The organism is Streptomyces sp. TG1A-60 (genome assembly GCF_037201975.1).
In the GTDB taxonomy this organism is placed as follows: domain Bacteria; phylum Actinomycetota; class Actinomycetes; order Streptomycetales; family Streptomycetaceae; genus Streptomyces.
This window is the reverse complement of the sequence record NZ_CP147520.1, coordinates 997,681-1,009,707: the sequence shown is the minus strand read 5'-3', so window position 1 is coordinate 1,009,707 and position 12,027 is coordinate 997,681. Positions and strand designations below refer to the sequence as shown.

Below are 12,027 nucleotides of genomic sequence, written 5' to 3'. Positions count from 1 at the left end.
TCATGCCTCCGCGCTGCCGGGCCCTTCGCGGCGGGGTGGGACACCCGGGTGCATGGTGTCCGGTCGGGGGCGTACGGCTCCTACTGGCGGCTGACCGTACGCGTCACACCCGTGATCACCGTCGTCGCCAGGATCCAGCCGGTGATGACGAGCACGTACGACAGCCACTGCCCCCAGCCTTCGGGTGCGTACGCCCGCTCCTGGCCGAAGTCGATGATCGGGAGGAGCAGGTCGAGGGTGTAGACGACCGGGTTGAACGCCGGGGCCTCGTCCGCCTTGAGCGGGCTCGGCGGCTGCACCGCGTAGGTCACGGAGCCCACCGCCATCAGCGACAGCAGCCAGACGGCCGCGCGCAGCGGGCGGAAGCCGTAGCCGACGGCGGCGTCCTGGGCGTAGCCCCAGAGCCGTCCGTGCCAGCGGAGTGTGGCGTGATGGCGGCGCTGCTTGGCGAGTTGGACGCGCCGGGCGGCGTCCTCGTCACCGATCCTGCGGTACGCCGCGGTCAACTGCTCGTAGGAGTACGGCAGATACGCCTCCCCGTCTCGCTCCAGCATGGGCAGCCGGCGCTCGGCGGGCTCGTGCGGGATGAGCGAGGTGTAGGTGAGGCTGTTCAGGAGAACCTTGTCCGGCAGCATGTCCGGCTCCACGAACAGCACTTCTATCTGGGCGCGGCGCATATTGAGGGCGCCCTCCACCGGAGGGCCGTTGCGCAGCCACAGCTCGCTGATGACGCAACTGCTCACCCGCAAGGCCGTACCACCGGGGTTCGACAGGCGCACGTACGACAGGTCCAGCCGGCCACCCAGGCGGGCACCGCGCAGCTCGACCCGGCCTTGTACCCGCGCGCGCCGCAGCACGGCGTCGGATTCGGTGACCAGTGCCTCCGCGCTGAGAACGGTGCCGCCGGGCCGGTGCAGCCGGGCGTGCCGCAGGTCGACCGCGCCGGCGACATGGGCGCCGCCGAGCCTGACCTCGCCGTCCGCACGCAGCCCGGGAGCGCACAACTCCTCTCCGACCTCCGCCTGGTTGAGCCACAGTGCGGGCTCGTCGGCCGGCGCGGTGAACTCGGCCCGTTCCATGAAGAGGGTTCCGGCGATCTGCGCGCCGGTCAGCTTCACCGGCCCCCGGAACCGGCAGTCCGTCAACCGCAGTCCGCCGTCGACCCGCACCCGTGCCGAACGCAGGCCGGGGAGCCGGGACTTGGTCAGATTGAGGTAGCTTAGCTGCGCGCCCGAGAAGTCGGGGACCTCGTCGAAACGGCAGTCGCTCAGCCGTACGACGCTGTCGACCGTCGCGTACTTCAGGTCCAGTCCGCCGGTGATCCGGGCCCCCGCGATCTTGAGGGCGGCGACCTCACCTTCCTCCTGGGGTGCGGTGAGCAGCAACGCCCGCAGCACCCGGGCCCGTACGGTCCGCTCCGGGCCCCACCCGGCGTCCTCGTCCTCGTCCTCGGCACCCGGGACCGTGAAGTCCACCGCCACGCCCAGCGGAAAGGCGTCCCACACCCGCCGCTCGGTCGCCGTCAGATCATTGATCATCATCACCGGGACTCTCACCGGGCACGCTTGTACCTGTCAACTGCCGCGATCCGGCCTCGCGTTGCTGGCCGGATCCCGGCTTCCGCCCCCGGCTGCCACCGCAGGCCGACCGGGTCACTCCTGCGAGGACTCGACCGCGTGGCCCCCGAACTGGTTCCGGAGCGCGGCGACCATCTTCATCTGCGGGGAGTCGTCCTGGCGCGAGGCGAAGCGGGCGAAGAGCGAGGCGGTGATGGCGGGGAGCGGCACCGCGTGGTCGATGGCGGCCTCGACCGTCCACCGCCCCTCGCCCGAGTCCTCGGCGTAACCGCGCAGCTCCCCCAGGTGCTCGTCCTCGTCGAGCGCGTTGACGGCGAGGTCGAGCAGCCAGGAGCGGATGACGGTCCCCTCCTGCCAGGAGCGGAAGACCTCGCGCACGTCCGTCACCGAGTCGGCCTTCTCCAGCAGCTCCCAGCCCTCGGCGTACGCCTGCATCAAGGCGTACTCGATGCCGTTGTGGACCATCTTGGAGAAGTGACCGGCGCCGACCCTGCCGGCGTGGACATAGCCGTACGGCCCTTCCGGCTTGAGCGCTTCGAAGACCGGCCGGAGCCGCTCGACGTGCTCGGGGTCGCCGCCGACCATCAGGGCATAGCCGTCTTCCAGGCCCCACACGCCACCGGAGACGCCCGCGTCGACGAAGCCGATGTCCTTCGCGCCCAGTTCGGCCGCGTGCTTCTCGTCGTCCGTCCAGCGGGAGTTGCCGCCGTCGACGACCGTGTCGCCGGGCGACAGCAGTTCCGCCAGCTCGTCGACGACGGACTGCGTGGGGCCACCGGCGGGCACCATCACCCACACCGCGCGCGGGCCGTCGAGACGCTCGACCAGTTCGGCCAGGCTGCCCACGTCGGAGAGGCCGGGATCGCGGTCGTAGCCGATGACGGTGTGGCCGGCGCGGCGGATCCGCTCGCGCATGTTGCCGCCCATCTTGCCGAGACCGATGAGGCCCAGCTGCATCGCTGTCAAGTCAGTTCACTTCTTCCGAGCGTCATGAGTGGTGGGGGAGCGGACGTGGGCGTTCCGAGGCGTGCGGTACGCGGCCACCGTGGGTACGACGGTCCGTTCGGCCCGCCCGGGGCGCCGGTCGAGCCGGTACGGGTCAGTCACGGGCGCTCACCCCCCGGTCGACCTCGCCGCCGCGCAGGGCGATGGCGTACATGTCGTCAGCGTCGAGGCGCCGCAGCTCCTCGGCGATCAGTTCGGAGGTGGGACGCACCTTCAGGGCGAGTGTGCGGGACGGCTGGCCCGGCAGGGTGAGCGTGGCGAGCGGGCCCTCGGGGCGGTCGATGACGATCTCGCCCTTCTCGGTGCCCAGGCGCACGCCCGTCACGACCGGCCCGGCGGTCAGCACCCGCTCGACGGACACACCGAGACGGGCCTCCAGCCAGCGGGCCAGCAGCTCGGCGCTCGGGTTGTCGGCCTCGCTCTCCACCGAGGCCGAGGTGATGGTCGCCACGGCCTGGTCGAGGGCGGCCGCCAGCATCGAACGCCACGGCGTCAGCCGGGTCCATGCCAGGTCGGTGTCCCCGGGGGTGTAGGACGCGACCCGCTGCTCCAGGGCGGCGAGCGGGGTCTCCACGGCGTACATGTCGGTGATCCGGCGCTGCGCGAGCGCGCCCAGCGGGTCCTTCGCCGGGTTCTCCGGCGCGTCCACCGGCCACCACACCACCACCGGCGCGTCCGGCAGCAGCAGCGGCAGGACCACGGAGTCGGCGTGGTCGGACACCTCGCCGTACGTCCGCAGCACGACCGTCTCGCCGGAGGCCGCGTCGGCGCCGACCCGCACCTCGGCGTCCAGATGTGACTTCGTACGGTCCTTCGGCGTGCGGGCGTGCCGCCTGATGACGACCAGGGTGCGCGAGGGGTGCTCGTGCGAGGCCTCCTCGGCCGCCCTCATCGAGTCGTACGCGTTCTCCTCGTCCGTCACGATCACCATCGTGAGGACCATGCCCACCGCGGGCGTGCCGATGGCCCGGCGGCCCCGCACCAGGGCCTTGTTGATCTTGCTTGCCGTGGTGTCCGTCAGGTCGAATTTCATGGCCTGCGCCAGCTCCGTCCGTCTCGTGCGAGCATCTCGTCCGCTTCCTCGGGTCCCCAACTGCCCGAGGCGTACCGCGGGGCCTGCCGTGACCCGCCCAGTATTCCTCGACCGGGTCGAGGATCCTCCAGGACTCCTCCACCTCCTGATGGCGGGGGAAGAGGTTGGCGTCGCCGAGCGGCACGTCCAGGATCAGCCGTTCGTACGCCTCCGGGCTGGAGCCGGAGAACGACTCGCCGTACGCGAAGTCCATCAAGGTACCCGGTGCCTCCGAACCGAAGCGCACGGTCGTTCCCTCGTCCGGCTGCACCCGGATGACGATCGCGTTCTGTCCCGGCTCCGTCGGTGGCCGTGGAGTCGAACGGGGAGTGCGGGGCGCGCTGGAGGACGACCGCGATCTCCGTGACGAAGGGCTTCGCGCGAGTGCGCGAAGCCCCTGTGACACGGTGCCGACAAGCCGCTCAGCGGCCGAAGTTGAACCAGTTCACGTTCACGAAGTCCTGTGGCTGACCGCTCGTGAACGTCAGGTAGACGTCGTGGGTGCCGGTGACTCGGCTCATGTTGGCGGGCACCGTCCGCCAGGACTGCCAGCCCCCGGTGCCGGCGATGGAGAAGCTGCCGACCGGTGTGCTCGTACGGCTGTCGAGCCGGACCTCGACCAGGCCGCTCACACCCGGGTTCGCCCCGCTGGCGACCCTGGCGACGAACTGGGTGGCGGCTGTGGAGCCGAAGTCGACGTTTCGGAAGAGTGCCCAGTCGCCGTTGGCGAGGGAGCCGATGTTCTGGCCGCCGCCGGTGTCCGCCGTGGACTCGGTGCTGACCCCGCTCTGGCCGTTGTACGACTCGGCCTGGATGGCGCTGTACGCGTCACGGGAGCCCGACGGCGGCGGGGTGGTGGTGCCCCCACCGGCCGACAGCACCTGCACGTAGTCGACGACCATGGGTACACCGGGCCGGGTGTCGCCGTCCAGTCCGCCGCCGAACGCGTCCGGGAAGGCGCCGCCCATCGCCACGTTCAGGATGATGAAGAAGCCGTGGTTCGTGGCGCTGTTCCAGGTCGTCGCGTCGACCTGGTTCGCGTTGACCGTGTGGAAGTTGACGTCGTCGACGAAGAAGCGGATCGTCTCGGGGGTCACCGAGCGGTCCCACTCCATCGTGTAGGTGTGGAAGCCGGACTGGCAGGTCGTGTTCGGGCACGCGGTGGAGTTCCCGATGCCGGTCGTCTCGTTGCAGGGGCCGCCCGGGTTGGTGCCACAGTGCATCGTGGCCCAGACCTGGTTGCGGCCCTGGACGTTCTCCATGATGTCCAGCTCGCCTACGCTCGGCCAGTTCTGGTAGTTGCCCCGGTACGGCGCGCCCAGCATCCAGAAGGCGGGCCAGTAGCCCTCGGCCGCCGTACCGGTGACGTTCGGCATCTGGATGCGCGACTCGACGCGCAGCTTGCCGCCCGCCGGGGGCCGGAAGTCGGCGCGGTTGGTCTCGATGCGGCCGGAGGTCCAGTTGCCCGCGGTGTCGCGCAGCGGGGTGATGCGCAGATTGCCGTTGCCGTCGAGCGAGACGTTGTCGGTGCTGTTCGTCATCGTCTCGACCTCGCCGGTGCCCCAGTCGGCGGGGCCGCCGGGATAGGAAGTCCCGGTCGCGTACTGCCAGTGGGAGGTGTTCACGCCGGTGCCGGCCGTGCCGTTGAAGTCGTCGACGAAGACCTGCGTCCAGCCGGCGGGCGGTGTGGGTGCCGCCCCCTGCGCGGTCGTCGCCCAGGCCGTCGCCAGCGCCAGCGCGCCTGCCGTGGCGAGCAGTACGCGCCGGAGCGGGCGGCGACGTCTGACGGGTGTGCCGGAGGTTTCACTCATAGCGGCCTCTTCGGGTGTACGGAGTGAAATGCGCGGGTGGGGAGCACTCTGCGGAGCCCGTTCTGAGAGCGCTCTCAGAAGCAGCGTGCGGTCAATGTGCGCTCCCACGCTGCGGTCGTCAAGAGTCAAAGCGGAGAAAGTCCCTGGGGGAGGGGCGAGTTCACCATAGGAACATCGGCCGTCGTCGGAGGTCCCGGCCAAGAGCAGACTGAGGTGACGGCCCGTCATTCCCGGTGCCGCGACGGTCGGTCTCCGGCGGCGGAGGCGGAGGGTCGGTCCGCACAGGCGTCGGTCGGCCAGTAGGAACCCGGGGGCCGGCCGCCGGTCAGGAAGGCCCTGTGCCCCGGCCCGGTATCAGCGACCCGCGCCGGGGTTCGTCCGGCTGCCAGCCCAGGGCCCGGGAGATCCCACGTGCCGCCACCCGTACGGCGGGCGTCAACACCGGTACCTGGGCGCCCGCCTGGGGCACCACGACCGACACCGCGGCGACCACGGCCCCGCCCGGACCGCGTATCGGTGCGGCGACCGACAGCGCGTCCTCGGTGATCTGGCGGCTGCTCACCGCCACACCCGTACGCCGGACTTCGGCGAGGACGCGCCGCAACCGGGGCCCGTCGGTGATGGTGTACGGCGTGAAGGAGGTCAACGACTCTCGGCAGTAGCCGTCTTGGGACGCCGCATCGCCGTACGCGAGGAGCGCCAGGCCCACGCCCGTGGCATGCAGGGGCCAGCGTGCGCCCACCCGGATGTGGACGCCGACGGCCGAGCGCCCGGAGAGCCACTCGATATAGACGACCTCGTCGCCGTCGCGCACGGCCAGCTGCACGTTCTCGTGCGTCGCCTCGTAGAGGTCCTCCAGGTACGGCAGCGCGATCTGCCGCAGGGCGAGGCCGCGCGGGGCGAGGGCCGCGACCTCCCAGAGCCTGAGCCCGACGTGGTAGACGCCGGTGTCGTCCCGCTCCAGGGCACCCCATTCGGTGAGCGCGCCCACCAGCCGGTGGGCCGTGCTGAGCGTCAGCCCGGCGCGGCGGCTGATGTCGGTCAGGGAGAGCGCCGGATGGTCGTGGTCGAAGGCGGCCAGCACGGCGAGCAGCCGGTCGGGCGCCGAGCGGGCGGTACCGGGCGGTGCGGCCGGCCGGGGCGCGGTCCCCGGCGGCGGAGTGGGCCCGGAGGCGGTCCCCGGCGACCGGCGCGCGTCGGTGCTCATCGGCGTGGCGTCACCCCAGTCCGGCTTCGGCGACCTTCTGCAGCAGTACGTGGAGCGCATCGCGCTCGGCGGTGTCGAGGGGCTCCAGCAGCTCGTTCGTGACGCGCTGACCGGCCTCGTCGGTGTCGCGGAGGAAGGACCGGCCGTCCTCGGTGAGGACGATGATCCGGCTGCGGCGGTCGTCGGGGGAGGGGCGCCGCTCGGCGAAGCCCAGCTGCTCCAGGTCGTCCACCAGGCCGACGATCGCACTCGGGTCGTAACCGAGGGACGCGCTCAGCTCCCGCTGGAGCGCGCCCGGCGACGTGGCGAGGAAGCGCAGCAGCGCGTAGTGGCGCAGTCGCAGGCCCGACTCCTGGAGGGAGGAGTTGAACAGCTGCCCGGACCGCAGACCCAGGCGGTAGAGCAGATAGCCAGTGTCCGCGTGCAGTCCGCGCATCCACGGCTCGTGCGCGTCGATCGAGGCGGGGTTCTGCGTCTGCTGGCCGGCGATGGCGGGCTCCCTCATCGAGGCCCCGGACGGGGCGGCGCTTTGCGTACTGCACTCAGCATGACGCAACGCTCAGGGAACAACAACTATTGACGTCAACAACTATTGCTCTTAACTTCGATCTCGACGCCGCACAGCCACCGAAGGGACCCCACTCGTGCCCAGCATCGATCTCACCGGCAAGGTCGCCGTCGTCACGGGCAGTGGCCGTGGCCTCGGCCTCGCCTACGCACAGGCCCTCGCCGCCGCCGGCGCCTCCGTCGTCGTCAACGACATCGACGAGGCCGTGGCCGAAGCGGCCGTGAAGTCCATCACCGAGGCGGGCGGCAAGGCCGTGGCCGAGGTCGTCCCGGTCGGTACGACCGAGGCCGCCGACCGGCTGGTGGGCCGCGCGGTGGAGGAGTTCGGGCGGCTCGACATCCTCGTCACCAACGCGGGCATCCTGCGTGACAAGGTGCTGTGGAAGATGTCCGACGACGACTTCGACGCGGTGATCACCACCCACCTCAAGGGCACCTTCACCTGCGCCCGCGCCGCCGCGGTCCGTATGCGCGAACAGGGCGAGGGCGGCACCCTGATCCTCGTCGGCTCCCCGGCCGGCCAGCGCGGCAACTTCGGCCAGACGAACTACGCCGCCGCCAAGGCCGGCATCGCCGCCTTCGCCCGCACCTGGGCGATGGAGCTGGGCCGCGCGAACATCACGGTCAACGCGGTCATCCCGGTCGCCGCCACCGCGATGACCGAGACCATCCCGGTCTTCGCCCCGTACGTGGAGGCCCTGCGCGAGGGCAAGCCGTTCCCTGACTTCCTGCGCAAGGGCGAGGGCTTCGGCACCCCCGAGGACTGCGCGGCCCTGATCCCGTTCCTCGCCTCCGAGGCCGCGCGCGGTGTCACCGGCCAGGCCATCGGCATCGGCGGCGACAAGGTGGCACTCTGGTCGCATCCGCAGGAGATCAAGACGGCGTACGCGAACGGCGGCTGGACCCCCGAGGCCCTCGCCGACGTCTGGCCGACCTCGCTGGGCGCCGAGCCGCAGACCGTGGGCGTCCCCGCCCCGAAGTTCCCGGAGGCGTGATGGACCCCGTCATGAACGTGGACGAACTGGTCGCGATCGACGTCCACACGCACGCCGAGGTCTCCTCCAAGGGCGCGTCCTCCCTGGACGACGAGCTGCATGACGCCTCCTCCGCCTACTTCAAGGTCGAGGGCAAGCGGAAGCCGACCCTGGAGGAGACGGCCGCCTACTACCGCGAGCGGAAGATGGCCGCCGTGATCTTCACGGTGGACGCCGAGTCCGCGACCGGCACCGAGCCCGTCCCGAACGAGGAGGTCGCCGAGGCCGCCGCCGCCAACGCGGACGTGCTGATCCCCTTCGCCTCCATCGACCCCTTCCGCGGCAAGGCGGGCGTGAAGCGGGCCCGCCGCCTGGTCGAGGAGTACGGGGTGAAGGGCTTCAAGTTCCACCCCAGCGTCCAGGGCTTCTTCCCCAACGACCGCTCGGTGGCGTACGACCTGTACGAGGTCATCGAGGAGACGGGCGCGATCGCCCTCTTCCACACCGGCCAGACGGGCATCGGCGCCGGAGTGCCCGGCGGAGGCGGCATCCGCCTCAAGTACTCCAACCCGCTGCACGTGGACGACGTGGCCGCCGACTTCCCGCACCTCAAGATCATCCTGGCGCACCCGTCCTTCCCCTGGCAGGACGAGGCCCTCGCCGTGGCCACGCACAAGCCCGGCGTGTACATCGACCTGTCCGGGTGGTCGCCGAAGTACTTCCCGCCGCAGCTCGTGCAGTACGCGAACACCCTCCTCAAGGACAAGGTGCTCTTCGGCTCCGACTATCCCGTCCTCACGCCCGACCGCTGGCTCGCCGACTTCGAGAAGCTGTCGATCAAGGACGAGGTCAAACCGAAGATCCTCAAGGAGAACGCCGCCCGTCTGCTCGGCCTGACGAAACCGTGAGGGACACACCCCATGTGCAATGACGGACAGGGGATCAGACATGCGCAATGAGGGACTGGGGTCGTGGCCCGCACGCCGGGCCCGCAAGACCCCCGGGCGTACCGCCCTGGTCCACGGCGACAGGAGCATCACCTACGCGGAGCTGTACGAGCGCACCACGCGCCTCGCCCACGCCCTGCGCGCCTCCGGCGTACGCAGGGGCGACCGCATCGCCTATCTGGGACCCAACCACCCCTCGTACCTGGAGACACTGTTCGCCGCCGGCACCCTCGGCGCGGTCTTCGTCCCGCTCAACACCCGTCTCGCGGGCCCCGAGATCGCCTACCAGCTGGCGGACTCCGGAGCCAAGGCGCTGGTGTACGCGTCCGGTTTCACCGGGCTCGTCGCGGGACTGCCCGGCGACACCGACGTCCGTACGTTCGTGGAGACCGGCACGGAGTACGAGGCGCTGCTCGCCGGGGCCGGGGCCGAGCCGATCGACCAGCCCGTCACCGCCGACGACACCTGCATCATCATGTACACCTCGGGGACGACCGGCCGGCCCAAGGGCGCGATGCTCACGCACGGCAACATCATCTGGAACGCCGTCAACGTACTCGTCGACCAGGACATCGTCACCGACGAGCGCGCCCTGGTCTCCGCCCCGTTGTTCCACACGGCCGGGCTGAACATGCTCACGCTGCCCGTGTTGCTCAAGGGCGGCACCTGCGTCCTGGTCGAGGCCTTCGTCCCGGAGGCCACCTTCGACCTGATCGAACGGCACGGGATCACCTTCATGTTCGGCGTGCCGACCATGTTCGACCAGTTGGCCCGGCATCCGCGCTGGGCCGACGCCGACCTGTCGTCGCTGCGGGTGCTGTCCTGCGGCGGCTCCCCGGTGCCGACCCCGCTCATCGCGACATTCCAAAAGCGCGGGCTCACCTTCCTCCAGGGCTACGGGATGACGGAAGCGGCCCCCGGCACGCTCTTCCTCGACGCGGAGCACGCCGTGAGCAAGGCCGGTTCGGCGGGCGTGCCGCACTTCTTCAGCGATGTGCGGGTCGTACGGCCGGACATGACACCGGCCGACGTCGACGAGCCCGGCGAGGTCGTGGTCCGCGGGCCGCACGTCATGCCCGGCTACTGGGGGCTGCCCGAGGAGACGGCCGCGGTCTTCGCCGACGGCTGGTTCCGCAGCGGGGACGCCGCCCGGGTCGACGAGGACGGCTATGTCTTCATCGTCGACCGCATCAAGGACATGATCATCTCCGGGGGAGAACATCTACCCGGCCGAGATCGAGGACCAGCTCCTCGCCCACCCCGACATCGTCGAGTGCGCGGTCATCGGCGTACCGGACGACAAGTGGGGCGAGGTGCCGCGTGCGGTCGTCGTACCGCGCGCGGGCTCCGACCTGGACGCCGACGAGGTGCTGGCCTCCCTCGCCGGGCGGCTGGCCAAGTACAAGATCCCCAAGTCGGTCGTGATCGCCGAGGAGTTGCCGCGCACGGCCTCCGGGAAGCTCCTGAAGGCCCGGGTGCGCAAGCGCTACGGAAACAGCTGACTCACCGCCATTCTTCTGGAAAGCAGGCACCATGAGCATCACCGTGAACGGCATCGACGAACTCAAGAAGCTCGCCGGCAGTGACCTCGGCGCCAGTGAGTGGATCGAGGTCACGCAGGAACGCATCAACACGTTCGCCGACGCGACCGGGGACCACCAGTGGATCCACGTCGACCCGGAGAAGGCGGCCGATGGCCCCTTCGGGACGCCGATCGCCCACGGCTACCTGACCCTGTCGCTGTTCATCCCGCTCTTCACAGAACTGCTGGATGTCGAGGGTGTGTCGACGAAGGTCAACTACGGCCTCAACAAGGTGCGGTTCCCCTCGCCGGTGAAGGTCGGCTCCAAGATCCGTCTGGTCGGCAGGCTGGCCTCGGTCGAGGACGTACCGGGCGGCGTGCAGATCACCGTTGACGGCACGATCGAGATCGAGGGCGCGCCGAAGCCGGCGGCCGTGCTGCAGAGCCTGTCCCGGTTCTACGCCTGAGCAGGCCTGAGCGCCGTAAAGCCCTGAAACCGTCGTGGGGCGGAGCACCCCTCGGGGTGCTCCGCCCCACGGGCGTCCGGATCAGCCGCAGCGGCCCGTGGTCCACTTGAGCCAGGCTGCGACAGGACTTCACCCCCGCGGCGTAAGCACCCGCTGTCCAAGATCAGGGGAAACTTCACTCCTGCCTTCCACCGAATCGTCCACCCGTACGAGATCACAGCCGAACTCAGGCGCGAACTGATCGACGGGACGGCGACCCTCGGGAGGGCGAAACCGCACCAGTGACTGGCGAAGGTGCCAGGTTCGCGGCCACTCAGTCCAGACAGAACTCGTTGCCCTCGATGTCCTGCATCACGAGGCACGACTCGTTGACGCCATCGGCACGCAGTAGTCGCTCGCGTACCGCGCCGAGCGCGACCAGTCGCGCGCATTCGGCCTCAAGTGCGGCCAGACGCTCTTCGCCCACGAGCCCGGTGCCGACCCGCACGTCAAGATGCAGCCGATTCTTGACGACCTTGCCTTCGGGAACGCGCTGGAAGAACAGGCGCGGGCCCACGCCCGAGGGATCAATGCATGCGAACGCCGCACCCTGACGCTCAGGCGGCAGCGCGCGATCGAAATCGCCCCACGTGGCGAACCCCTCCGGTGGCGGCGGTACGACGTACCCCAACACCTCACACCAGAAACGAGCGACGCGCTCAGGTTCTGCGCAGTCGAAGGTGACTTGGACCTGCTTGATCGACGCCATCGGTCCATCCTAGAAGCGGGGTCTTTCGTCGTCTCCACGGGCCCGCGCCTGCCGCGACACTAGGTTGTGGCGGGCGCGGCCGACTCTTGGCGATGAGCGGGACCTTGAGCCGTGGGACGGGGTGACACGT

The 12,027-nt window shown here is 70.3% G+C and carries 10 protein-coding genes and 2 pseudogenes; 4 read left to right on the top strand and 8 right to left on the bottom strand.

Going from position 1 to position 12,027, the window contains the following annotated elements; all coding sequences use genetic code 11:
• Positions 1-80 precede the first annotated feature (80 nt).
• The 7 genes and pseudogenes from WBG99_RS03835 to WBG99_RS03805 all read right to left on the bottom strand — a co-directional run bounded on the left by WBG99_RS03835 (position 81) and on the right by WBG99_RS03805 (position 7,108).
• A complete protein-coding gene (locus tag WBG99_RS03835) occupies positions 81-1,541 on the bottom strand; it encodes a membrane-associated oxidoreductase (RefSeq protein ID WP_338894975.1) in 1,461 nt (486 codons plus the stop codon).
• Positions 1,542-1,652: 111 nt separating this feature from the next.
• Positions 1,653-2,534 (bottom strand): phosphogluconate dehydrogenase (NAD(+)-dependent, decarboxylating), encoded by an 882-nt coding sequence (gnd, locus tag WBG99_RS03830; protein ID WP_338900198.1) that lies wholly within the window; start codon positions 2,532-2,534, stop codon positions 1,653-1,655.
• 142 nt (positions 2,535-2,676) lie between these two features.
• Entirely contained in the window at positions 2,677-3,615 is a 939-nt protein-coding gene (gene opcA / locus WBG99_RS03825) for a glucose-6-phosphate dehydrogenase assembly protein OpcA (RefSeq protein WP_338894974.1), read from the bottom strand.
• Positions 3,612-4,022 (bottom strand): annotated as a pseudogene (locus tag WBG99_RS03820) (glucose-6-phosphate dehydrogenase); the annotation flags it as partial. The pseudogene WBG99_RS03820 and the gene opcA, both read right to left, overlap by 4 nt.
• A gap of 54 nt (positions 4,023-4,076) precedes the next feature.
• Entirely contained in the window at positions 4,077-5,465 is a 1,389-nt protein-coding gene (locus WBG99_RS03815; protein ID WP_338894973.1) for a glycoside hydrolase family 16 protein, read from the bottom strand.
• 325 nt (positions 5,466-5,790) lie between these two features.
• Positions 5,791-6,672, bottom strand: coding sequence for an IclR family transcriptional regulator (locus tag WBG99_RS03810; RefSeq protein ID WP_338894972.1), 882 nt, complete (start codon positions 6,670-6,672; stop codon positions 5,791-5,793).
• A 10-nt stretch (positions 6,673-6,682) separates the two neighbouring features.
• Entirely contained in the window at positions 6,683-7,108 is a 426-nt protein-coding gene (locus tag WBG99_RS03805; RefSeq protein ID WP_338900197.1) for a MarR family transcriptional regulator, read from the bottom strand.
• 208 nt (positions 7,109-7,316) lie between these two features.
• Between WBG99_RS03805 and WBG99_RS03800 the strand changes: the two genes are divergently transcribed.
• The 4 genes and pseudogenes from WBG99_RS03800 (at position 7,317) to WBG99_RS03785 (ending at position 11,149) form a co-directional block, all read left to right on the top strand.
• Complete coding sequence (locus WBG99_RS03800; protein ID WP_338894971.1) at positions 7,317-8,234, top strand: SDR family oxidoreductase; 918 nt, start codon at positions 7,317-7,319, stop codon at positions 8,232-8,234.
• 11 nt (positions 8,235-8,245) lie between these two features.
• A complete protein-coding gene (locus WBG99_RS03795) occupies positions 8,246-9,121 on the top strand; it encodes an amidohydrolase family protein (protein WP_338894970.1) in 876 nt (291 codons plus the stop codon).
• A gap of 40 nt (positions 9,122-9,161) precedes the next feature.
• A pseudogene (gene menE / locus WBG99_RS03790) lies at positions 9,162-10,662 on the top strand (o-succinylbenzoate--CoA ligase).
• 31 nt (positions 10,663-10,693) lie between these two features.
• Positions 10,694-11,149 (top strand): MaoC family dehydratase, encoded by a 456-nt coding sequence (locus WBG99_RS03785; protein ID WP_338894969.1) that lies wholly within the window; start codon positions 10,694-10,696, stop codon positions 11,147-11,149.
• 313 nt (positions 11,150-11,462) lie between these two features.
• Here the strand turns inward: WBG99_RS03785 and WBG99_RS03780 are convergent, their stop codons facing one another.
• Complete coding sequence (locus WBG99_RS03780) at positions 11,463-11,897, bottom strand: VOC family protein (RefSeq protein ID WP_338894968.1); 435 nt, start codon at positions 11,895-11,897, stop codon at positions 11,463-11,465.
• Positions 11,898-12,027: the final 130 nt, after the last annotated feature.

Coding starts and splice junctions, on each gene's coding strand:
- WBG99_RS03795 (WP_338894970.1), top strand. CDS start 8,246: ATGAACGTGGACGAACTGGTCGCGATCGACGTCCACACGCACGCCGAG.
- gnd (WP_338900198.1), bottom strand. CDS start 2,534: ATGCAGCTGGGCCTCATCGGTCTCGGCAAGATGGGCGGCAACATGCGC.
- WBG99_RS03835 (WP_338894975.1), bottom strand. CDS start 1,541: ATGATGATCAATGATCTGACGGCGACCGAGCGGCGGGTGTGGGACGCC.
- WBG99_RS03815 (WP_338894973.1), bottom strand. CDS start 5,465: ATGAGTGAAACCTCCGGCACACCCGTCAGACGTCGCCGCCCGCTCCGG.
- WBG99_RS03805 (WP_338900197.1), bottom strand. CDS start 7,108: ATGCGCGGACTGCACGCGGACACTGGCTATCTGCTCTACCGCCTGGGT.
- opcA (WP_338894974.1), bottom strand. CDS start 3,615: ATGAAATTCGACCTGACGGACACCACGGCAAGCAAGATCAACAAGGCC.
- WBG99_RS03780 (WP_338894968.1), bottom strand. CDS start 11,897: ATGGCGTCGATCAAGCAGGTCCAAGTCACCTTCGACTGCGCAGAACCT.
- WBG99_RS03810 (WP_338894972.1), bottom strand. CDS start 6,672: ATGAGCACCGACGCGCGCCGGTCGCCGGGGACCGCCTCCGGGCCCACT.
- WBG99_RS03785 (WP_338894969.1), top strand. CDS start 10,694: ATGAGCATCACCGTGAACGGCATCGACGAACTCAAGAAGCTCGCCGGC.